Genomic DNA, 24,982 nt, shown 5'->3' with positions numbered 1-24,982 from the left:
ATCTCACGGCATCGACACACCCACTCCGGCAACGACTTTCAGCCGCAATCGTGACAGCGGCGATCACCCCTCAGCACTTATGAAACACGCCCTAGTGGTCAGGGGCCGCCCACCGCCGAGCGCCTGGGAAAGCCTAGGCGCCGGGTCAGTTCAGTTTCGACGTCGATGTCGACCTCGATGGCGCCGAAGAAGGTCGATTTCGCGGGAATCGTCGTAGGTGATGTCCGGTGCGGGGCTCTGCACGTTGTGGAGGTCGCGGGCGTGAAAGATCAGATGGTATACCGTAACTCGGTGTACGAGAACGATCTGCTGCGCCGCTGGGAAGAGCGCTGGCCCGCATGTCCACCGATCGCCGATGCGCTGAAAATGGCCTATCCGGATCGGTGGGTACGTTTTCACAGCCTGCCGGAGTCCAAGCGATACGCTGACAGCACGGACGAGTACGCGATAGTGCTGAACCGCTACAACACTGTTCTGGACGGACTCTTCGGCGGCAAGGACATCTACGTCATCACGGCGGACGGGTCCGAAACCTCCTCTCTGGCACGGCGTTCCCACACGGGCGCCCACTTGCACCCGAGAGCCCGGTACTGGACATCCGTCCTCGAGGATCCGGATCCTGACGCCCTTTGGTACTGGCACCTGTACGTCAGTGAGAAACCTTGGGAGCGTGGTTGTCTCGACGAACTGCTGCGTGCCGCCGCCGACGAGGTCACCGTCGGGCTGCTGATCGCCGATACCGCATTGCAGCGACTGCACCATCCCTACGACGGTGGCGCCGATGTCATTCTGGCCACGACCGACGAACGCGATCGGCTGCGCTGCAGGCACGCCGAATGGCTGTCATCGGAACCGTCAGGACTCTGAACTCTGGAACAACCCTGGTGAGCGAATGCCGTTCGCTTTGCGCAGTCGAGGACGAAGTCACCCGCCTGGGCTGCGAGGCGCCGCACCAGGACGTTGCGAAGTAGCGGCTGCCGCAATTCTCAGCCATGGGAGGCTCCGGAGCATGTCGTCACTGGTGCCCTGCGGTGGTCCGGCGGTGACGCACTACGGCCCGTGCGCCTTTGCCCGGTATCAGTGAAATGTTGTGGGGTATCGCCCGTTCCGGTTCGGGGTCGGCCGGAGCGAGGTCGAGATGGGTGAATACGGTGCGGAGCACCGCCGTCATCTCGGCGAGGGCGAGTCCTTCGCCGATGCATCGGCGCTGTCCGCCGCCGAACGGTATCCAGGTGTGGCGTCGGAGTGGCCCGCTGAGGAAGCGTTCGGGCCGGAAGTCGCCCGGTTGGTTATGCCACTGACTGGAGTTGTGTACGAGGCCGGCCACCGCGGCCACCGAAATTCCTGCTGGCAGTAGGTATCCGGCGAGTTCGACCGGCTCGGCCAGTCTACGGCCCGCGGCGAACAGTGGTGGGCGCTGACGTAGTACCTCGTGCGCGACCGCGCCGAGGTAGCCATCGTCGCCCGCGCGCACCGCCGAACGCACCCGGGCCAGCGCATCAGGTTCGTGCAGAATCCGTTCGAACATCCACGACAAGGCATCGGCGGTCGGCGCGTATCCGCCCAGAAACAGGTCCACCACCTCATCGCGCAGCTGCCGGTCGGTCGATGCGTTTCCCTCAGCGGAGTCGAGTAGTGCCGACAGCACGTCGGTGTGCCCGTCCATGGTCGATGCCCGGCGGCGCCGTGCGATTTCCGCGAGAATCGGCTTGTCTGCGCGGTCCAGGTGCTTTCGGAACCGTCGCAGCGGACCTACCTCGCGGAGCCCCGGCACGAGAAGCAGAGGGTTCGGATCGGCGAGGGCGGGCAGTACTTCCCGTAATTCGGATAGCCGCGCCGGGTCGGCCGCGCCGAAGAGGACATGCAGGATGACCTCTCGGGCGATCACCTGCATGTGCGGGTGCAGGGCGAACGGCCGTCGAATCGGCCACTGGCGCAGCTGTTTTGCGGTGATTTCCTCGATCATCTCCGTGTGTCCGGCCACCGACCTCGCTCGGAACGACGGCGACAATAGCCGCTTCGCCCGTCGATGGTCGTCCCCGTCCCGGAGACCGAGGGCGTCGCGGCCGAGAATGAGGCCGAGCCCCGCGATCGCGTTGAACTCACCGGCGCGGAAGACCGCGGGATCACCGGTGAGCACCTCTTCGATGGCGGATGGCTCGGAAACCAGGACGATCGTCCCGAAGGGGGCGATACGAAGTGTGAAGCAGTTACCGTAGCGGTGCTGGCAGGCGTCGAGGAAGGGCTGCCGCCATCGCCAGGCCAGCGCGGTCTGCACGGCGGGCGGCAGCGGCGGTCCCGGAGGAAGCCTGGCTGCGGTGGGCGCGGTGTCGGCGGGCCGAGAGGTCATCGTCACGCTCCGATGTCGGGCGACCCGATGAGCGGTCGCATGTGCAGCACACGATGACTCGGCCGAATGTTCATGTGCCAGATCAATTCCTGCTCATTGTGCGCGGCCCGCTAGCCTGGAGGCGTGTCCCGTATCGCGGACCGGATACAGCACGTCCGGAGGCAGCGGTTCGTCGGCCGGACCGCCGAGACGGCGTTGTTCCGTGCCGCACTGACCACCGAAAGTCCGTTGTTCTCGGCCGTTTTCGTGCACGGAGCGGGTGGTGTGGGGAAGACGGCGCTGTTGCGCGTGTGGGGGGAGATCGCCGAGGCGGCGGGGGCAGTCACGGTTCGAGTGGATGCCCGAAGCGTGGAGCCGTCGCCGGTGGCATTCCTGTCCGCACTCGGCGCGGCGCTGGGACTCGCGGCGGGGCGTTCGCCGGTCGACGCGTTGGCGGGCGGACCGCGCCACGTCCTGTTACTGGACACCTACGACTTGCTGGCACCGATCGACGAATGGATCCGTGAACGGTTTCTACCCGAACTGCCCGGCACTGCGCTTGTCGTCATGGCAAGCCGAGATCCGCCGTCACCGGAATGGACCTCCGATCCCGAATGGCGCGAATCCCTCCGATCGGTCCCGCTACGAAATCTGTCGCCGGCGCAAGCACGCTCGTATCTGCGTGTCGAAAAGGTTCCTGAAACCCTGCACGACCAGGTGCTGGCGGCCACACATGGGCATCCGTTGGCGCTGTCCCTGCTGGTAGATGTGATCCGGCAGCACGACCAGGATCATCGAGCGATCACCGAGGTCGACCTGCGTGACACACCCGACGTGGTGCGGGTTCTGCTGGAGCGCATCATCGCAGCCGTACCGAGCCCGCGGCATCGGAGGGCGCTCGAGGTCTGCGCCCATACGAGAGTCACCACCGAAGAGATGCTGCGCGCGGTCCTCGGTGGCGACGATGCCGGTGAGCTTTTCAGCTGGCTGCGTAGGTTGTCTTTCGTCGAGGAGGGCGAGGCGGGGGTGTTCCCGCACGAGCTGGCCCGCGACGTCATCGACGCGGACCTGCAGTGGCGTGATCGGGCGGGCTATACGGCCATGCACCGCAGGGTGCGCCGACATGTTCTCGGGCACATACGGCACGACGCCGGAAGGGCACAGCAGCAGGCGGTTGCAGATCTGGTCTTTCTTCAGCGTGTTCATCCGCCTATCCGCGCGTTCATGGACTGGTCGAGCCTCGGCCGGCATTATCCCGACGCACTGGCACCGGGTGATCGCGAGGCGCTGCTGGACATGACGTGGCGGTGGCAAGGACCGGAATCCGCCGAGCTGGTGGCGTATTGGCTGGACCGGCAGCCGCATGCCTTCGTTATCGTTCGCGGCGACGGCGGATCACCCCTTGGATTCGGGGCCCGGCTGCGCCTGCACGAGGCTACCGCGGCGGACCTGTCCGCCGACCCCGGTGCGAACGCGATGTGGGAGTACGCCCAGCGGCACGGCCCGCCCCAGCCGGGTGAGGAGGTTCTCGCGAGCCGCTTCTTCATGGATTGCGATCTCTACCAACAGCCTTCACCGTCGTTTACCGTTATCACCATCGGCTACATGCAGCGCAGTCTGGCTAATCCCCGTATGCGGTGGGATTTTCTCGGCGGTTACGAGAACGTGGATCCACTATCGCCGCTGTTCTCCTATATCGACTATCACCGTGCGCCGGAAGCCGACTACCAAGTGGGCGACCGGCACTACCAGGTGGTCGCCCGCGACTGCCGGCACGGCTTGGAAGCGTGGCTCGATCTGCTGGCCGAACGAGAAGTCACCGGCTACGACCCGTCGACATCGCCGGTGGCCCATCCCGTTCCGGCAATCACGTGGTCGCGGCCGGAATTTCGCGAGGCGGTGCGTCAAGCGCTTCGTGACCTGCACCGGATCGACAAGCTGGCGCAGAATCCACTGCTTCGCACCCGGCAGGTGCAGAATCAGAGCGGTGCCACATCCGCCGCAACCGCATTGGCCGGGATAGTTCGCCAGGCGGCGGAGACGCTCCGCGAAGATCCGCGCGACGCCAAGCTGTTTCGGGCGATCGACCGAACGTACCTGCGACCGGCAGTCACACAGGAGCGGGCCGCCGAGGTACTGGGTCTGCCGTTCAGCACCTACCGGCGGCATCTCAGCGCCGGTGTGTCGCGGATCGTCGACCTGCTGTGGCAGCGCGAAGTCCACGGGAGCCGGGAGCCAGGGCTACACCTGCGGCACCTGGCTACCCGGTCATCGGGCTGCTGAGCAGACTACGACCGCCCAGCCACCGGACTGACGTGGCAACGCGCACCCGAGTTTCGCGCCGACGCCGAACCGAGCTGAGCTGTCGCGAACTCTGTCCGGGGCGGTGAACGGACCGCAGGACGACGAATTGGGCCGCGAGGTCAAGCTGTACGGAATAACGGCGTGCGGGCTGGCCAAAGGCGTTGCACCGGCTGGTGGTCAAGTTTGCGCACGGACGGGTCTGGCTCGTAGTGACCGTCTCCGTCGTGTCGGCGCCGAGAGGAGGTCATCGGTTGGATCGCCGGGGATATGCTCGACGGCGGCCCTGCTGTCTCGTGGCGGATACGTGCGCGGCCGGGCATTCTATGCAACCTCGACCTCGCCGAACTGTTCCGTGCAGCGACAGCGATAGTGTCTGTTTATTCAATGCTCATTCGCCCATCTGCGGAACCGCGCGCTCAATTCTTCCCGTGAAATGCCCGGCCGAGGTGCGGAAATTATAGACAACCACTCATGGTAGAAGTCGACCCAATACCCGAAGCGGCTCGGTTCCGTAGCAATGCTTTCCAGCATCTCCTCAAACTCCAGCATCATTTTTCTCCAAGCTTCGAAACGGCCGTACGTGGTAAAGACTGCTTTGATATCGACGGCAGGATTCTCATACGATATCCGCTCGATCCATATTGCAGCAGCCCGAGCTCGGTCCGCCTCATCCGGCAAACTCACGATCGCACGCTCAAAGAAGAATTGTACGTTCCAGAGTGGATCACTAGGCCCGGCCAGGTCCCAATCGAGGGTCCATACTTTGTTTCGATAGAGCACCAGGTTGGGTCGGCAGGCGTCGTTGTGGTTGAAGCCAGTTTTTTCGCCTGAACGACTACGGTCTGGCTGAATGAAATTTGACAACGGTTCGATACCGATCTCGCGGAGCTTCGAGAGCAGGTGCTGTGGGAGGTTGTGATACTCTTTATCGGCATGCTCGATCATTTGCCGCTGCCATTCTGGAATATCTATTCCGTCCATTCCTGGAGGTAGCGGTAGAGTGGATGTCAACTGTACTTGATCCAACAGATCAAAAAACCAATCAGGCAAGTCGGAACCATTGAAAGTCGGCATTTTGCCGGGAATGTATTGCATGATTGTGAACTCCCGGCCAGTAGAGCGATCAAGACCGTTATATAGTGTCTTCGGCGCTCTGACTCCGCCCGCCCGTGCATATTCCCTGGCTGTGTTTTCAGGCATCCATTTCTTCAGGAAATTTACCTTTGGTGGTTCTTTTCCTAATCTGATCACAGCGAGGCCTGAGCTCGTGTGAACCAGATAAATCTCACTGGTGAGCCCCTCGAAATCCGGTTCCCGATCCCGGACCTGATCACACAATCTCTGGGCCTCTTCCTGAGATATTTCGAATGGGGGTCGACCATTCCCCGGCCCCGGCGCCTTCGGCTGCTCCGGTGAGGCCGATACGGGCGAGTCCGTGGTGTCCTGGGGTCTTGTTCCCCCGGTTCCGTCGAGTTCGGCGGATGCCGGCGGAACGAAATCGGCGTCGGCATCGGCGCCCGTGTTCGATGGCGATGACTCGGTTCGATCACCAAAGCTCGTCAGGTCCGCTGCGGGAGACCCCGTGGGAGGCGGCGGAGCAACGTGATTGGGCCGTGTCCGCGTCGATCGTTTCTCCTGGGTGCGAGTTGCTCGGTCACCGCCGTCCGAGTCGCTGTGTGGTGGTGTGGTGAAGAACGAGGGGTTGATCTCGGACGGTGGGCGCCGCACTTTTGCTGCCAGCTCGTAGGCGTGCGCGCAAGCGAACAGCGTGGCCTCCGAGAACGCCGTGCCGACCAGGATCATTCCGAACGGCTGGTTGTTGTCCGGGTCGTATCCAATGGGCACCGCCACCTGCGGGTATCCGGCTCGGGGGGCGACTTCGCATGCCGTGAGCTGGATGAACAGCAATGCGTCCAGTTGGTTCGCGGCGAGTGCGGAGTCGATCAGGTCTCGGGCGATCGCGGTGTCGGTAGCGCGGTTTTTCTCGTTCTCCTCGCGTACTACTGGATCGTCCAGGTTGACGTTGTTGGACTCGATCAGCAGTGACTGGTCGTACTTGATCGCACCGTCCGCGGCGTGAGCGACGTTGAACCGGACGAGGTCGTCCTGTGACTTCACGGGTGCGTTGTCGGGCAGTTGGGCGAAATACCGATTCGAGCACTTCTTGACTTCGTAAGGGAGAGTGTTCGGCGCCCACTTGACGGTGGTGGTGTCCATCGCAACCTGGACCAAAGTCGCGCCCTGCTCTGTGAGGACGGCCTGCGCATTTGCGAACGCGGTCGACACACTCTCGATCGACGCGCCCATCAAGTGGTCGGTCATTCTTTCGTCGTCCACCCCGATCAGGTGAACCACCCCGATCCGCTTGCCGCGCAACCCGTCTATGGATAGCCCGGCGGTGTAGTCGGTGCCGACCACACCGGCGCTCGCTTCGGTGGCGGGATCCTCCGGGTCTATCCCCGCCATCGCCGTGACCAGCGCCGCACAATCGTACACCGTGCGAGCCATCGCCCCGGGGGAGTCCCGGGCGTCGGAGAGCGTCAGTATCCCGATTCGGCTCGCCAGGCCGACCGATAAATCGACCGCAACATTCGAGCTGGCTATTCCCGGGCCGACGGTCGACCCACCCGTCTCCAGGCAGAGGCCCATGTCGGCTAGCCCGGCTGCTACAGCCACCGCCGACCCGGTACTGGATCCCCAAGGGGTCAGGTGCGAGCCATACGGGTTGTATACCGGCCCACCGAGTGCGCTGTCGCCGTCCGGCATATCGGTCGCGATGTAGTTATTGAGCTCCGTCATGTTGGACTTGCCCAGAATCACCGCACCAGCCAGCCGCAGCTGCCGGATCACAAAGGCATCGCGAGCCGGAAACGAGTTGGCCAGTGCCAGCGCACCCGCCGTGGTGGGCAGGTCCTTCACGTCATAGGCGTCTTTGACTATTACCGTCAACCCGTGGAGTGGCCCGCGGACATGACCGCGCCGACGCTCTTCATCCAGCAGCTTCGCGTCCTCCACCGCAGCCGGGTTAAGGCACCGGACGGCATTCAGGCGGGGCCCCTCCTTGTCCAACGCCTGGATACGCCATAGACGTCCCTGCACCAACTCGACGGAGGTGATGCGGCCGTCGGCCATTGCTTGCTGCACAGCGCGGCCATCTGCCCGCTCCAGGTCGATAACGGCTGGGTCGAGCCATCTACCCGCACCACCTTGCGGGCTCTTGGCCGCCGCTGTCGCTGGGGGCCTGTCGGGCGAGAGCGTGAACTTCTCGATCGTCCGCATGGTGTGCGCGTCCACCCAAGCCTGCGTGCGCGAGCCGTCCCTCTCGAGCCACAAATACCGGTCGCCGTGCAACTCGTCCAGCCTGCGTAGTAGCTCGGTGAGTCGTTCGGTTGCTCCGTCGATGCGATTGAACGCGGCGGTCTTCCGCTCTGCTTCGGCGAAGCGATATCCACGGTGGAACGCGCTCTCTGTCGGCTTGGGGTCGGTCGCAACCGCGACGGGTTCGATGGTTAGTCCGCGTTTGCGGGCGATATGGTCGGCCATCCGGCGGGCGGCACCGTAAGCCATGAGCTTGATCGTGGGCGCCCCGAAGGGCATGATCGCCGCCATCTCGGCGGGCGACTTTCTTTGGCTGAACAGGCCGACGATGATTTTCTTCTGGTCGGTTCCGAGTTGGTCGAGTGCGTCCCGCAATTGCCATGGGGTTGCCTCGGTCAACGCGGCGGTCAATGTGGTGAGCCTTTGGTGTTCGGGATTGTCGTGTATGAGTGACTCGATCACTCGGTCGGCGGACTGGTTCGCCAGGTCGATCACTTCGTCCCAGCTGTGGGGCAGGTGCTGGAGTATTCGGTCGGCGGGGTGCTCTGCTTGCAGGTGCCGCAGGATGTTGACTTGGTCGGGAGGGAGCCGGTCGAGCGCCGCGCGCATCTGCTCTGTGGTCGCATCGGCGAGTACCTCCCGGACGCCGGGCTTCGCGGTGCCCTCTGCCAGGTCTGCGCCGAGCGCGGCGCGGAACTCCTCCAACCCGGCTGGTGCCAGCTTGATCGGGGGGCGGGTTGCCGCGGGCTGCTCGGGCGATGGTGCTTTGCGCGGCGTGCCAAGCTGATTCGCGCGCGCGGCGTCGTTGACCCCGGGGGCGTTGGCGAAACCCAACCACGGGTCGCCGGTAGTAGGCTTGACGATCGGCGCACCGGCAGCGTCCCTCACCCGATTCTTGGGCAGGTCGAATATTTCCGCGGGGTCGGGCGGGACGCCCGCCGGTGCTGGCCCCAGAGGACCGGGCGACTCCGAATTCGCTGCAACCGAAAACGGTTGGTTCCACCGTCGGCGATCGCCCAGCCTCCTGTCCCTGCGAGGGACATGCGGATCCACCCGCCCTGGTCGGCCCGCAGCCGATACACCTTGACTGGGGTCCACGTCGCCACTTCCACTGCCTGTTGCCGATTTAGGACCACTCGGCGGAGTCTCCGGGGCGCTTTGCGTCCAGGGTGTATATCTCAGCTCGAAGTCCCCTGGCCGCGGTGCCTTCGGCTGCTGCAGTGAGGCTGTGGACGTCGTGTACCCCGACGCTTGCCGGACCGGAGGGTTGTTCAGGTTGTCGGCGTCCGGATGTCCGGTGATTTCGCAGTCGCGTAGTGGTGTTGAGTTTTCGGGGATGTCTTCGTGGAGGTATTCAAGCTTTCCTTGATCGTTTTCTATGAAGTAGGCGCGTGAAGCTCGTTTTATGTTGGTGAAGCTTTGTTTCCATATGTCGTCGGTTTGTATGCGCGGAATTTTCTTGAGTTCGTGTTTCTTGCGTTTTTCTTTCTTTGTGAGTTTTGGGTTGGTTCGGTGGTCGATGTTGGTGTCGAAGAAGATGGCTGTGTCGCCGACGCTGGTAACCAAGTAGGAGCGCGTGGTGGTTCCGTTATCGACGAAAATAACGGCCGTGTGAATGTTGTTGTCGTCACTTTTGACGGTGTCGATGATGTTTTGCAGCGGGTCTTTGCTGTTGGTCGTGAGGTCGACTTCGGTAAGTGGAGCATTAACGGCTTCTTCGAGTGAGCGTTGATTATGTGAGTCATGCTGGAGTGTGTAGGGGTTCAGGGTTAGGACTTCAACTGTTCGGGGTAATCCTTTGTCGATGCGTCGGCGTGCGGCGCGACGTGAGACGCTGAGATCGGCTAACATCGGTTTCGAATTCCGTGTGATGAGCCCGAGTGTTGCCGAGACGCCCGTCACGATAACGAAGAGGCCGCTGTTCAGCAGTGCTGTCGTGGATCCGCCGACCCCCGACAGTAGAAGGCCGGCGGAGATTCCACCGAGAAATCCGGATAAATCGTTTATCATGGCTGAGGTGGAAGTTGCCCCGCCGGTAGCCGCCTCGGGAACTACCTCATTCCGGTAAGCGATATATTTCTTGCCGCCGAGCAGGGCGATCATACCGGTGGCGACCCAGGTTGGCCCGATGAGCCACGGGTTGGATGTCTGGGCGAATTCGAGCATGAGGGCTGCCCACGCCGCCATCGTGAGCGGATGAATCCATTTCAGGTTGATACGTTCGACGAACGACATGGGAAACAGCATTCCCAGGCCTGTTCCGACCATAGGGGCTGCCGAGATCAGTCCCCTTGTGGTGTCTGAATAGCCTGCGGAAATCATAATGTCCACTTGCTGTACGCCTGCGATCGTCGCCCCGAGGGTCCAGGGGAACATCATTATGACGTTGCCGCACAGGTACCGATCGCTCAATATAGCGCGGGCGCCGTCGAATAGGCGGGTAGGTTTGGTCGACTGCGGTGTCACCGGTGGAAGCTTATGGAGCATCCTCCTGCTCACTGCATAGCTCACGGCGTCGGCCCAGAACAGGAGCGTCGGCGAGCGTGCCAAAATGGAGGAGAAGAACCCTCCCACAATGCCGGATATCTGACGCTCGAGCAGCATAAATGTCGTTGCGGCATACCGCTGGTCTTTCGTCTTGGCCAGCAGCCGGCCGTAGGTCTCCGCGCTAGCTGCGCTGAACTTGTCGGCGGCCGAAACAGCGATTGCCGACCCGGCGACCGCCCACATAGCGCCTGGGAGACCGGCGAGGAGCCAGGCTCCGGTGGCACCTGTCGTCGCAAGCCCGGCCCACAATGCGATTTCCATCGTGCGGAGGTTGTCGTCGCGGCCTGCGGCGTATCCCGCAGGGAGACGCACGATGAATGTTGCTCCACTACCTACGGCTACCACGATGCCGGTCTCTTGCGGAGATGCACCCATCAGGCCGACCATCTGTGGAAGACCGTTGACCAGGAGAGCGCTGCCCGTGGCGGAGATGGCGGTGGACTTGTACAGCCGTGCGAGATCCTTGTTCTGGGGCCGGGCTTTGCCTCGCCTTCGGATCCATCGCAGGAAGACGGATTTCGAGGGCGCACCATCCCTCTCAGCGGCCTGTTGTGTGGGTTGGTTGTGGGTTTTGTCGTCGGTGGTTCGGTCCGCGGATCGTTTTGCTGACGGGCCGGGGGTTGCTTTGGGCTTTTTCGGGTGCGCTGCATCCCCTTTGCCGAAGATGTTGAGTCGCTCGGGGTTCCACCCATCAGGGTTGGCGGTGATGGCCAGGTCCACTTCCAAGTTTCGTACTCGGCGCTTGTTGGTCCCCAGTGCGTCTGCGATCTGGTCTCGTGTGGGAGGTACACCAGACAGCGGTTTCCGGCTGCTGGGCCCCTGTTCTCCTGCGGCGGGTGGCTGCTTGGTGCTCCCTTGTGTTGACGCTTCTGCTGTGCCCGACTGGGGCGTTTCCTGGCGGTGGCCGGGTTCGGAGCGTTCGGCTATTTTCGGCTGGTCTCCGGGGGTCGGCCCGCCTTCGGCGGGCTCGATCGACTGGTCGGCCGAGCCCCTCGGTTGCCGCTTCTCCAGCCCGCTGTCGGCTCCGGCTCGAGCCGTCGTCGACGACGCCGGCGGCGTGCCTTGTGTCGGCCTGGTCGAAGCCGATTGTCGGCTCCACGGCGTCCTCCTCCTGGGTTGGTTGACGGCAGACTCCTGGGCGGGGCTGGTCGTCAGCTGGTGGTTGCTCGACGGCGTCGGCGTCCACCTGGCCGGAGGATTGGATGCATCGTGGTTCAAGCCGTCTGGAAGGGCAGGCCCCACAGCATCGGCCGGGGGCGCTGGGGCCACGCCAGGCGGAGGAGACTGCTGCGGGTGCGGGCCCGGCGCGTTTGGTCCGGTTGACGGAGGAACGCCGCCGCCTGGGTTCGACTTTGGCGGGGGTATCAGCGCACCGTTCTCGTCGAACAGGGCGACCCAGACTTTACGGATGAACGGGTCCATTTGTTTTGTGTCCGTGGACCGCTCGACTGGCAGCCTTTGAGCCACGGTCGGGCTGATCGAGATGACCGGGCCGCCGCTGTCCTTGGTCAGTACCAGCACCGTGTCGTTGCGGTATCTCCACAGGATTCGCACCAGCGCGGTCGCACCGTTGGGCATCCGGTCGACGAGGTCGAAAGCTTCGGTCCACGCGGTGAGTCGATGCAGGTTGTCCTCGCCCACCGCCTGCGCGATGTCGCGTTTGGAATTGTCGATATATATGAGCCCGTCCCGCACACCGGTGGGGACGGTCACGACATGTCGCCCGTAGAGGTCGTTGACCACCTGCAACGCCAGTCGTGCCTCGTCTGGCTGCACGGCCGTGTCGGCACGCGCATGAGGAGGTGTTCCGCGCAGGGCTGCCGGACCGGTGTGGCCGGGGGCGAGTGCATGGTTGGCCTGCTCGAGTTCGGGACGCAACTGGTCGAGCCGACGAGTCAGTTCGGCCACGGCGGCCGGGGTGAGGTCGGGGGCGGTCAGCTGATGCTCCACGCTGATCACGTCCAGATCCAGTTTGAGCTGGCGGTGGGCCAGGGCGTCGAGTCGAGCTTTCTCGGCGGCCAGCCGCTCATGTTCGGGCGTCCCGGGTCGCAGTTCCCCGAGCTGGACATATGCGGCCAGGCGTTCTCGCGGAATATCGGTTTGCGGGCGGACCGGGCGGGGATGTTTCGCAGCGGGGTCGAGTCCGGGGGTGGATCGCGGGCCTTGGTCGTGCCGCACCACTTGCTCGGGCTCGGGTACCGTGCCGGGTGGCGCAGCCGCTCCGGGATCGGGCGTGCCGCTCGGCGGGTTGGTATCCAAGGCGTATGTGAGGGCGCGGATCCGGTCGTCGGCCGCGCGGCAGCGGTTCACCGCATCCTCGGCCAGTACATCCTGATCACCAACGTAAGCCTGTCGCACGCGCGCCGTAACGGTGGCGTCGTTCGCGCCGCCGAATGCCAGCCACTCCATCGCGGCATGCAGCAGGTGGACGAGCAACCAGAGTTCCCGGAGTTCCTCCGGCGTGACCTCCGTATCCCGTTGACCGATCACGGTGCGCAACCGGTTCAGCCCGGTGTGCATGCCGTTCAGTCGCCGGCCACGCGTCGAATCTGTGGGTGCGTCCGCCTTGCGCGGATCCGCGGCAGTATGTTCGGCTGCCACCGCATCACACACCAACTCCAGCATTTCGGTATCGACGGCTGCTCGGAGCTGCGCGACGTCAAGCGCGTTATCGGCGGCCCTTGCGGGCTGGGGTGGTCGTCCCGGTGTCGGGCCCTCATCCGGTTCGCGGTGCAGTGGGTCTTCAGGACGATGGAAGCCCAGCGAGGGCTTCTGCCCGAAACCCAGTCCTGCCTGCGGTCCAGGGGGGTCGGCCGCTTCCGCAGTAGTGCCGAGGGTGGGGTTGCGGTCGGCCGTGTCGAGGGACCGGTCGGCGGTGTCGTCGGTGTGCTGCTCCGGACGTTCCGGCGCGGTGCGATCCGGATGCCCGGGTGTGGGTCCTGGCCCCGGTCCTGGGGTGGCTCCGCCACCGTCTATAGGATCGACGCCGAGTTTGCGAAAATCCACCCGCATCTGGTGTTTCACACTCTTCCAATCGTCCAGTGGACGATCATTGAAGCGGGTATCGAGGGACGGGACGGCGCCTCCACCCATAGGGAGGAGGTTGGGTACGCGCGCTGGTTTTCGACCTGGTTCCGCGTCGTCCCCGGCAGGGTTCGCAGGTGGGTGGTTCACGTCGTTGGCGAGTACCGGTGGCGCCAACGCAGTCTCGGCATGTTCGGCAACCGGTTCCGGTGCATTCTGACGATCACTCTGGTCTGATGCCGCAGTTTCCTCGCGGTCATCGGTGCCTTGACGGGCATCCGGATCGGCCAATTCACGTTCCGCCCGCTGCATATTCGAGTCGGCTATAGCAGGAATCTCGGCTGGCACCGGCGGCATCGCATCTCTCGCCCGGACCTCGGGCTCACCCGTAGCCTCGCCGGAGTCGCGTGGGGCCGTTCCCCGTCCGGTCGACGGATGTTGGCTGAGCAACGCATCGATGGACGCTCGAACGGCGTCGACGCTCCGGAGGTCCTGCGCACCTGTCGGTGCACTCGGGTCCGACTCCGGTGGGTTGTGTTCGCCCAGTGCAGTATTGATTCTGGTGACGGTGCCGCGGGGGTCGAGCCGAGTCGAATCACGTGGTCGCCCGACCGACCCACCATGGTCGCCTTGGACGTTGGCGGACGGGAGCAGGTTGAACGCAGCCACGATCATCGTGCCGCCGTTGCTCCACGGCAGGACTGCCACCCTGGTGGCGCCTCCCGGACCGAGCAGATCCTGGACTCGCCGCCCCGCCACAGAGGTAGCCGGACCCCGATGGGCCACCACCACCCGAACTTCGTCCCCCGTGACGGCCACCCGGACGAAACCTGGCCGCCCTGGCTTCACCAGCTCCATGTCGATCAGCGCCCCGACGAGCTTTTGGACCCGGATCTTCACGCTCGGCCTGTCACCCAACGCTTGCAGGACCGGCTCGTCGGTGCGCCGCGGGACCACAACCGGATCTTCATCCGCGCTCGCGTAGACAACCCACTCTGCATACGCATGTTGATCCGTCGCACCGAACGTGCCGCCGACATCGACCGACTCTGCCTCGGTATACCAATGCAGATCGAGTCCGACCGCCCCCTGCGAGTCTCCGGAACGCTTGGCCGTGGCGCGCACCGTGACAGTCCGGACTTTCGTATTCGGCTCTTCGGCTACCGTCAGATCGAACCAGCGGACTCGATCCAGCCGAATCCCGGCCATAGCCCTGCGCAGGTGCCACGCCACCTCCGCTTCGGCAGCGTCGAGCTGGTTCGAGTTGGTCCAGTACCACGCCATATCGGCATGCGTCCACCGACATATCTTCGCCACCACCGTGTCGACGGTGTCGTCATCGGTGACGGTTACGGCCATGGCTTCGAAGAGGACGCCACGAGGTGTCGGCCGTCCGCCCTGCACTTCGCAGATGGCGAAGGTGATGCGCTGGTCAGACCGAGTGATCTGAAGCCCGAATGGCACAGCCCGGTTGTCACGTCCGGCTACCTCCTCTCGGAGCAACCGCTCCGTCGCATGCTTCGCGACATCGCTACGGCCCGTCGGGCAACCTGCCGTCAGCTCCCGAATCACCCCCGACACGCCGGTTATCACGGTGTCCAGATCCTGATCCGGATCGACCCACATCGTGAGGGTCAGCTCCGCATCGGCCAACTCACCGCCCTCGGGCACCTTCAGCTCCAGCTTGGCGGTTGCACCCACTCCGTGCCTGCCGAAGTCGGCGGACAACTCGCAGTCACCGTCGGAGCCCCGAGACATTGTGATCCGCAACCAGCCCGCGCCGGTCGCGCCGAGCTGGGCGGCCAGCTCTTCCAGCACTGCCCCCTCGACCATTTGGTAGTCACCAGCCGAACCGCGGCCGAACATGTCATTTATCCACGACCGCAGCGCGCCCTGCCGGTACGCAAACTCTCGCGCCACCAGACTGAATCCGTTGAGCGGTATTCCTGGAATAGAATCCGCCTTCAACGACGCCAACTGCCTATCGCCCTTGGAGCTATCGAGCGTCAGTATTGGGCCGAAGTCGTCGTCTGTTGGTTGCACCAATACTTTCCCTTGTTCGACCTTGGTGAGATCGAACAACAACCGCACGAGGCGCTTGCCCGCCTCCCGCGCCTCTAGGGACCAGCCGGATCGATCGATCTTGTCGGCTGCGTCACGGAACCGGGACTCGACGGGACCGGTCGGCGTTATTGATGCTGTGGTCTGCGGTGGAGTGACGTCGGGAGGCGTTTCCATCCTGTCAGCAGAGTCGTGCCGGCCGACATTGGGGGATGCGTCGCCCCAATTCTGGCCGTCGGGGTCCCGGGCGAACGCGAACGCCTGGTCCGGGATACCTCGGGGGACACCTCGGCCTGGGTTCGCCACCTGTGGCTCGGCTTCCCGGCGGTGGCGCGGGAGGCCTAGAGCTTCACCGACTTTCGGAGCTTTGTCGTGGTCTGCCTGGTGGGCGGCAGGATGATGTGTACTCACTTTCCGGCCCACGCTATCGACCGGTCGATCTACCGCACCGGGCTGGTCGACATCCAGTGTGTTGGTTGCAGTGGCTTCGCGATAGGGACTCGGCCCGGGTTGCTTCGTAGCTGGATCGTTCGGCCCCGCATACCCACCTGCAGATCGGCGTTTGGTCCATGGTGCAGGACGATCCGCTTGGTGGCGAAGATCCTGCCAGTCGTCCAAGGGATTGCCATGGATATCGATCGTGAGTGGTAGAGTGCCGCCGTCCCTTGGCTGTCGCCTGGGTTCGGCTGAAATCGTAGGACGCTCGGAAATATCTGCGGCTGAAGCGGTTTCACTGTTGTCGGGTGTCTGCTCCGTCGGCCCTCCGACAGGGTGGGGTGCGGGGTGAGGGTCTTTCGAAGTTCTTTCGGCCGATGACATCTTCCGCGAGCGGAGCGACCGCTGTGGCGTCGATTGTTGTGTACCGTCACTCGGGTCCGCTGACAGCGGTGACCTGATAGCGTCCGATGCCGTCGGCCTGTCGGAGGTTCCGCCCCGTCGTCGCTCGGCTTCCCGCTGCGCCTCTTTCACGAGGTGGTTACGTAGAATTTTCGACACTTCGTTTGCGTCGTCGCCGAACCACCTCACGGCACTAAAGCCCTCAGCGAATATTTCATGGTGCTTGAGATTTCCGTCTGAGTCGTAAATGTATTCGCTGACTTCACGCTCTCGATCGATCCCGAGCAGCTCCGCCAGGTCCGCGCGCGCCCGATCAAGGTCCTCCTTCGTTCCCGAAGGACGTCCCCACTCCCGGTCGCTGGTCTCGGGCGGTGCTCCCGAAGTCGGTGCGTTGTTGGGCTTCTGCGGACCGGGATTGACCGGGCCGAAGTTGTTGAGCACCCAGTTCGCCTCGACCTTGCGCCTTTTGAAGAATCCGTGATCGACCGCGGGATCGACGTCGTTGTAGAACTGGGTTTCTGGGCCCGGGGCCTGCCCACCGCCCCCACCTCGCTCCGGCTGCTGTGGGAGGTCGCGTGCGGCGCGGTCGGTGTCGGAGTCGTGGACGTGTGTGATCGGGCCGGGGGGTGGTGCGTCGGTTGCGGATCCGCCTCGGTTGTGTGGGGTGTGTCCCTGCTCGCCCACCAGAGCGTTGGTATCCTCAACGGTGACTGGTCCGCCGATGCTCGGTCCGTTCGAGCCGAATCCACCGCCGTGGCCCGCATCTGCGCTGGCAGGAACGCCGGTATTCAGGACGATCCCCCGTTCGAGGGCGGCCTCAACCATCGCTGTCCGATCGTGCGCTCGAAGCTTGAATCCGATACGGAGCAGCAGCGACCTGACGGTAGCCGGTGATATAGCCCGCGCCGCGCCGATCTGCCCGTTCGTCAGCCCCTCTGCGACCAGGCTGAGTATCTCGAATTCCGTCTCGGACAGCACGTCACGACCGGGCATCGGAGCGGGTTCTTCAGCCACTGGGTCGGCGAGTGGGAGGATGCCCGCGCGCATCGCCCGCCCAACCATTCCCGCGCGTTCGCGGATGCCGAGCTTGTCACCGATCCGGTTCAGTTGTTCTTTCACATCGTCGGGTGACTGCACGACGTCAGCGGACACGACGACGCCTATCTCCTTATTCGTCATGCCCTCCGCAACGAGGGCGAGCATCTCGATCTCCTCCTCGGTCAGCACGTTGTGGCCGAGGGCATGACCGGAATCGGTGACGGGGAGGATGCGCGCGTGCAGCCCAGGTGCCACCATTCCGGCTCGATCGCTTGTGCCGAGTTCGCCGCCGATGCGGGCAGGGAGGATGCGCGCGTGCAGCGCACGTGCCACCATTCCGGCTCGATCGCCTGTCCCGAGTTTGCCGCCGATGCGGGCCAAGTGGGCCTTCACTGTGAGCCAGGACAAACCCATGGCTACCCCAATGTCCTTGTTGGACATGCCATCAGCGACCAGGTCGAGTACCTTGACCTCTTGTTCGGTCAAAATGCCACTCGGTATCTCCTGGAATGACTCAGCGATATCTTCGTCGCCGACGATGCCGCTGGCTCGGGCTGCGTTCACTATCCCGTGCCGACCGTGGATTCCCAGCTTGTCGCCGATCGCCTTGATATAGAACTTCACCCTGCTCTCGGATCGGTTCAAGCGGTCCGCGATGGCTTTGTTGGACATTCCCGACGCGACCATTCGAACCACTTCGACCTCTTGATCGGTCAAACCATGATTCGACGGCTCCGACTTCGAGCTGCTCGGCTCGGGTGGCTTATCAGTGTCATCAGTTGTGTGCGGGGTGGTTTTGGTGTCGGTCTCCGAGACGCCGGTCCGCGGTTCGGGGTCGAGGGTGGTGGTCAGCTTGTTGGAAGTCTGCGGCGGCGTTGCTTTGAGTCTGCGCTCCAACATGTTCCGCGCCATGCGCTGCAATGCTCCGGTGACATCATCCCCCTCTACGAAGACCCATTGCTGCCGCTCGGCATTGGTGAACACGGCGCGATTGACTGCCTGCGCGAGATTGATCGCCTGTGCGAACAGCACAGACTGGGCCGGACCGTCGCCCTTGGCCGGTCGAACCCCTAACTGTTCGAGAACGAATTCTAGAATTTCCCGCCCGTGCCGGTTACGCAGCTTTTGGAAGGCTGCCGGATCACCCTGCTTGGCCCGCTGCAACACCGGGTCGGTGGCCTGCTCACTGTCGGTCGGGGGTCGGCCGTCTCCGACATTGTCGGATTGATCGTCGGGGGTTGCTGGAGTGGTGTCGGCTCTGGGATCGCTCGCCGCGGCTGGCGTCGGTTCGCTGGGTGTGGATTGGGGAGCTGATGGTGTAGCGGAGTAGTTCCCGTTGACGTCGGCAGGACCCGTCGTCCCGAAGTCGAACCAAATCGTCTTGCCCCCAGCGCGTTCCAGGCTGACGCCCCACATCTTGGCAAGCTGACCGACCATCTCTCGGAAGAAGCGGCCATGGGTGCCGGGCAACAACGCGCCCAGATCCCACTCATCGGCTTCCTCATCGGCGAACGCCTCGGTGTCACTGTCTTCCTGGGGCCGTGGCAAGTTTTGGCTGTTGTCGCCGATCTCGATGCGCCCGTTTCGCCAAACCCGTACTTGTGCATCCGAGTCGGGCACGTGTCGCGCAACGTTCTGCATTGCGTCCGAAACCACCGACAGCACATCATCGACTCGCTCGTCCGGCATACCGGCTTGCCGCAGCAGGTCGCGGACCTCCCGCCGTGCTTGCGAGGCCCCCCGCTCGACGGTGCCCGGCACGAAGATCAGGTCGAGATCCGGCTCGGGCATCGCCTGCGACGGATCACCATCGCCCGCCGCCTCGAAGAGCTTGAACCACACCGTCTTTCTCGCACCCTGCGGCAACTCGTAGCCCGACGCCTCTGTTTTCTCGATCATCGAGTCGATGGCAGGCCACCCAGGTTTGCCGTCCTGGGAACGAGTCGGCATGTCGCCGTTACCGTCTGTCACCTCGACCAGAGCCCACCGATTGCCCGGTTCCCCATGAATCGACGCCGACACCCGCGGATCGCGATCCCGCTGCGGATCGAAATCAGGTCGGGTGAGCGCCTGCAGCACCAACGCCGCCGCGATCGCCGCGGCGGTATCGACCTGTGCGGCATGCGGCCAATCTCGCAGCGCGGTGCGAACGACTGGCTCGGCTGCGGCCTGCGCTTTCGACTGCTTGGGCTTCGGCCGCTCGGGTGGGGGAGGTCCTGGTGTCGGTGTGGCGGGAGCCGCCGCGTTCTTCGGTGACGACGACGGCGGTGGGGGTGGGGGTGGGGGTGGGGGTTGTTTCTCGCGCGGTTTTCGCTCTCTGCGTTTCTTCTTGTTCGAGTCGTCGTCCATCGTCGCTTGTGCTTGGATGACCAGGCGTTTGCGGTCCACCGGCTTTTTGGGTGGTGCGGCGGGTTGCAGATGCGGGACTCCGCTGATGGCGGACACGCCGCTTTCTCGGGGGTTGTATTCGAGGCTGTGCGGGTTCTGTTGCGGGCCGGCGGGTTTTTGGGGAGCGCCTTCGGCCTCCGGGTTCGACTCGAGGGTGTGCTTTGCCGGAAGGATTGGTGTGTCGGGTTTCTCGGGGACAGCGTCCTGATGATTCGGGTGCGTGGCCGAATCACGGGGTAGCGGTGTGACCTCAGGGGGGCGTGTCGGTGCGGGGTTGGCTGCGTCTGCTGTGTTGTCGTCGGGGTTTCGGGGCGTGGGGGTGAAGCGGGTGGATTCGGCGGGCAGGTCGATCGGGGTGAGGGAGGGTGTGTGCGGGATTATGGGTATGGCGTTGTCGGGTCCTTCGTTGTCGAGTGGGTAGGAAACCCCGGGGATGGTGATGTAGTCCCTTGGCGGGATCTTCTGCACGTTGTGTTCGCGGGGGTCCTGCCACACGTTGTGTTCGCGGGGGTCTTTCTGAACGTTGCGTTCCCGTGGGTCGGTCCACGTGGTGCCCGGCGGGGTGGGGAACTCCTCGGGGTCGGCGGTGGGTTCGTCGTTGTCGGTGGCCGATCGGCCGCTGGTTGCGGCGAAGGGGCGAGTTCGGCCCCGGGGCGTTTCAGTGGGATCGCTGGGAGTTTCGCTGTTGTCGGTGGGCTGCCCACCCGACATCGCGGGCAGGGGTGCCGAGAGTGCTGCGGTGGTATCGGGATCCGATGGTTGATGTCCGCCCAATGCTGCCGCACCAGCCAACGCTGCTGGTTGGAGCGGGTGGGCCGCAAAGTTTATTGCGCGTGCGCCGGGGGGAGGTGTTGCGGCGTGCGGTTGTTGTGGTGAGTTGGCCTGCGCGCCTTGCGGGTTGACGTGCTGCTGTGGAGTGTTGGCTGGTGCGGCCTGTGGGGTGACGGGCTGTTGATGAGGTGGGTTGCCGTGTGCGTCTTGTGGTGTGGTGTGGGGTTGAGGTGTGTTGGCCTGCGGTGTCGCGGGGGGCGTGGCGTGCGGGACGGGGATCGGTGGGTTCGTCTGTGCGGCACCGACGGTCGCTTCCGGTGCGGAGGCTCGTGCGGCCGAATCGCGACCCGATGTCGATGGGCTCGTTTGTGGAACGGGGTCGGTCTCGGCGCGAGTCGTGGTCGATGTGGCATCCGCAACCGATGGCGGTTGCTTGACTGCGTGGTTCGCGTCGGTGGTAGGGCGTGAAGACGCCGCTGGTGGTGTGACCTCGGGTTTCGGTGAGGTCGGTGGTAGGGGAGGATTGTTGGTGACCGAGCTCGGCCATACCTGCGATGTGACGTCGGTGCCTTGTTTCAGCGAGCCCGCCGATGCGGTGGATTCATTTGCACCGGGTTGTTCTGAGCTTTGGGTGGGGTTCGCTTCGGGTCGGATGGGGTGCACATCGAAATCGAGGTTGACGAGAGGGGTTTTGTCGGAGCCCGCGGTGGGCGGTGCGGGGGCGTGGATAGTTCGCCGCAGGCCCATCGGTTCTTGTGGCGCATCGACGTCCAAGTGCCCTGGATTCAGCAGCCTCATCACTTGGTCAGGGTCGCGCACGATCATGTAGTCAGCGCTGCCGTCGTTGCTGACGAACCTTTCGGTGGGGAGCGCCGTGGCCTTCGGTTGCGTGATCGGCGCGTCGGTGATCACTCCGGTGCTCGCCTGGTCCGGGCGCATCTGCACGGCGCCGGGTTCGACCTGATTGGTCGGCGATAGCGGCCTGCCCCAACCACTTTCGGGCGGTGTGATAGTCACGCCCGAACTCCCGGTGCTCTGGTGGGTCGGGTTCGGATGCACAAGCAGCCCACCAGATTCGACCCGATTGTTGGCCGACAACGGCCCGCCCGAACCGGGCTGGGGTGGTTCGGGGGTCGAGATCATGCTCCGCATTTCCGCCATGTCCCAGGCGCGCCACCGACCGCCCCCGGATGGCGACGGCGAGTTCGGTGACGAAGGGGTCGACGGCGTAGGCGAGTACGGCGAACCCGGCTCTTGACCGGGGCCGTTCCTCGGTAGAGTGGTTCCTCCGCCCTGGTCCAGGCCCATCAACATCCGTAGGTGCTCGGCGTCGGCCATCCTCACGAGCTCGTCGATGCTCGGCTCTCGGAGCTTGCCGGGCGTACGCGGCTGGCTATTCGCGAAGTCGATGGCGGCGTCGCGCTGCGGTCCTGCCGGGAAGTCGTCGGGACGGAGCTGTCCGACGAGGTCGCGGCCTACACGGTTGACCTCCCCGACCGTCTCCGGGGAGACGTATGGTGACCGACCATCACCGGAGACGGATTCGGGAATTCTTACCTGCGGCGGAGTGCCATCGACTGGCCGGCCGACATCCGGGATGGTTCGGTCGGCAATAGGTGTACCCGCATGGCCGGCGATCCGTACGGCCCGCACCCCGGCGCCCACCGAACCGACGAGACCCGCACCGAGCCCGCTCCACGCCATCTGGATCAGGTCCTTGCCACGCATCTCGCCGCCGGTTAGAACCAAGGCGGTGAGACCACCCGCGACACCGCCGGTCGGACCGCCGGTGGCGCCCGCCGCGAGTACGGCCAGCACCTGCCGGCGCACGGGTATGGCGTGCGACGCGGAATTCGCGCCGGCCCGGATAACCGCGCGTGCGACGCCATGGCCGACGCCACCACCGACCGCGCCGCCCACTGCCCCGGCCGCGGTCGCCACCCCCAACGACTTCCTGTCGATGGCCTCGCGGTGTCCCTGCACAATCTGCAGCTGCTGGGCGGCCAAGTTGACGCCGCCGCCCGCCAAGACGCCGAATGCAGTGCCCCACCCGATTGCGGTTGCCAACGGATGTGCAGCGGCGAATCGCGAGTACCGAGCCGCCAGCTGGGCCAGCCAGGCCAGGGTGTTACGTCGGGCCACCGCCATCGCGGCATTCGCCTTGGCTCGCTTGGCCAGCGTGGCTGCGATACTGCCAGGCGGCGGCATCAGCATGGTCACCGCCAGCGATGCCACGAGTATGCCGATGACGCCGATGATGGTGTAGATCTCGAGCTCGAGCGCGGTGGCGCCTTGGGCCGACTGCTCGGCCCGCTGATCGCTGTACTCGGCCTGAGCTTGTGTGTCAGCGATCAGCTGGTCATAACTTTGCTGGATCGCGTGTGCGGTGTGCCCAGCGCTGGCGGCGACGACGTCCGCTTTGGCCCGCTCCAGCTCGTGTTGCCGTGCTCGGCACTCATCGGCAGCGTCGGTCCATGCTTGCGCGACTCGCCACATCGCGCCCGTATCCGCCACTGGACAATGCGCCGCCACGATCTCCGCCGCCCACTGCGGGAACCCCTCCGGGATTCGCACCATCAGGACCCCGACCGTGACCTCGCGTTCTCTACTAGTAGTCGATATAGAACTTTCGCCGGACCGCAGGCGTTCTCACCACACAATTCGACCTCGGCGAACGCCTCCACCAGACCAGCACCTGGATTGAAACGATTGCCGACGAAGCTGCGGCTAGTCAGCGGGGCACACCACTTCCGATACCCACGGACGACACCTGCCAGGGTGTCGTTCCGGTCCCACGGCCCGCTGACGCGGTGGTATTCGGTGATCAGAGCACGCTGTGCCAGCTGCCGGATGCGGGGACCGGCCACGACTTCCAGAATCCGGCCGAGGTCGCGCACAACGGTCGAATACATCGGTCGCTCATACGATGAACCTGTTGCCAGGGCAGTGAATTCGGTTGCAGTGCAAATCGTCTCGGCAACGAGGGTGCTATTCGACGTCGAGATTCGGTCGAGCACAATCCATGCTGCGGGGCATGCATCGTCGACCGTCCGATCCCACACTATGTGGGACACCGTGCCGCCGAGGTCGGCGATCTCGATGCCGCAGAGGTCGAGAAATGGATACTTCCCGAGTATGTCGTCGACGGCCGCCGCGATCTCGCGGGCAGTGTGTTCCTGGATACCTGAGGTTTCGAATCCCACGATCCGCAGTCCGTGCCGTGCGGCGAGTTCCCGGATCACCTCCAGTGCCTCCGGGGTGATCCGCACATCGGTTCGTTTCGGTTGTGCCGGTTCGGACTTCGAGCGGCGCAATTTTTCACTCTTGTTCGGCTGCTCGGGTTTTGCCTGACGTTGTTCGGAGGTGGGGTGCGGTGCGAAAATCTGTGCCCCTGCAGAACCGGCGGGTGTGTTCCGCAACCATGGTGTACCAGGGGTACTTCGCTGCCCAGATGTCTCGACTCTCGGCCGCGACCACGGCGTAGCAGGGGATTTCGCCGCAGTTGCCGGATTCTCGGCCGCCGCGCCCGGCCGCGCTGTCGAGGTGGCCGGTGCGGCGAGAGCCTGAGCGGGCGATGTGACGGGTGTAGTGGATGCGGCAGAGGTTTGCGTCCTAGCTGGTGCATCAGAGCTGGGGGGCTGCGGCGCCGGTTGGCCCAGGGGCATCCCGGACTCATCGCCATTTCCTGCGGACTCCGGTTGAGAAGGCGCACCTGGGTTCCTCCCCAGTTGGAGTCCTTGTGGCTCGGATCCGTAAGGCGTCGTTGGGATTTCGCTTTCCGGGGACGTAGCTCGGCTGGTGTCGGGACTCGAATCGTCGCGGCTGACCGGCGCAGCGGACTGGTGAAGCCCGGGACTCTGCCACATCGGCTGTTCGACCGACCGCCCGATCGGTGTGATCGGGTCGGGGTCGAAACCAGTCCGCGCCAGCCGCGATCCGCTTTCCCGGTCCTGATTCTGGAAGGAGTCGGCCACCTGTGCCATTTCGTCACGTATGCCGCGGAGATTATCGACCAGGTTCTCGAATCCGGTGATTCCCCTTTTCGCTGCAGGCGCATAGATTTCGCCGAACTTACGGCCGGGCTCATCGTCGCCCCAGCACTCGCCCTCCTGGGCGAGCCGGTCCTTCAGCTCCTTCAGATTCGCTTGTGCGGCGTCGACGATCGCGGCGAGCGTCTGGTGCTGTGCCCGCAGTAGGTCGGGATCGACCTGCAACGATTCATCCATACCCGACTCCCTTTCAAGCCCTCAGCATTGGGACCGAGGAGGAATTGGCTGCTACAGGCCTGCTGTAGTCGACGACGCAGCCGCGTCGGCGACGCGAGAGGACAGCTGTATCCAGGTTCGTGGCGGCTATCTCTTTGCT

General features: G+C 64.3%; 5 protein-coding genes. 2 read left to right on the top strand and 3 right to left on the bottom strand.

Annotated elements, in window-relative coordinates; all coding sequences use genetic code 11:
• The first annotated feature begins 291 nt into the window (after positions 1-291).
• On the top strand, positions 292-867 hold the full coding sequence (locus ACIBW7_RS42675) for a hypothetical protein (protein WP_397056802.1): 576 nt from the start codon (positions 292-294) through the stop codon (positions 865-867).
• Positions 868-1,015: 148 nt separating this feature from the next.
• On the opposite strand, the gene ACIBW7_RS42670 is transcribed toward ACIBW7_RS42675, so the two are convergent.
• Entirely contained in the window at positions 1,016-2,350 is a 1,335-nt protein-coding gene (locus tag ACIBW7_RS42670) for a cytochrome P450 (RefSeq protein WP_397056800.1), read from the bottom strand.
• Between the two features lie 123 nt (positions 2,351-2,473).
• On the opposite strand from ACIBW7_RS42670, the gene ACIBW7_RS42665 reads away from it, so the two are divergent.
• On the top strand, positions 2,474-4,612 hold the full coding sequence (locus ACIBW7_RS42665; protein WP_397056798.1) for an AAA family ATPase: 2,139 nt from the start codon (positions 2,474-2,476) through the stop codon (positions 4,610-4,612).
• Between the two features lie 402 nt (positions 4,613-5,014).
• Here ACIBW7_RS42665 and ACIBW7_RS42660 read toward each other — a convergent pair whose 3' ends face one another.
• Entirely contained in the window at positions 5,015-23,194 is an 18,180-nt protein-coding gene (locus tag ACIBW7_RS42660; protein ID WP_397056796.1) for an amidase family protein, read from the bottom strand.
• Positions 23,194-23,886 carry a hypothetical protein gene (locus tag ACIBW7_RS42655; RefSeq protein ID WP_397056794.1) on the bottom strand — a complete coding sequence of 231 codons (693 nt, stop codon included), beginning with the start codon at positions 23,884-23,886 and terminating at the stop codon, positions 23,194-23,196. The genes ACIBW7_RS42660 and ACIBW7_RS42655 overlap by 1 nt, the downstream gene beginning before the upstream one ends.
• Positions 23,887-24,982: the final 1,096 nt, after the last annotated feature.

Origin of the sequence: Nocardia sp. NPDC049526 (genome assembly GCF_044465765.1) — a bacterium.
Classification (GTDB): Bacteria; Actinomycetota; Actinomycetes; order Mycobacteriales; family Mycobacteriaceae; genus Nocardia.
Note: the sequence above shows the minus strand (reverse complement) of the source record. Positions and strands in the feature narration are given on the sequence as shown.

Excerpts from the sequence above, each read along its gene's own strand:
- ACIBW7_RS42670 (WP_397056800.1), bottom strand. The coding sequence starts at position 2,350 with ATGACCTCTCGGCCCGCCGACACCGCGCCCACCGCAGCCAGGCTTCCT.
- ACIBW7_RS42660 (WP_397056796.1), bottom strand. The coding sequence starts at position 23,194 with ATGGTGCGAATCCCGGAGGGGTTCCCGCAGTGGGCGGCGGAGATCGTG.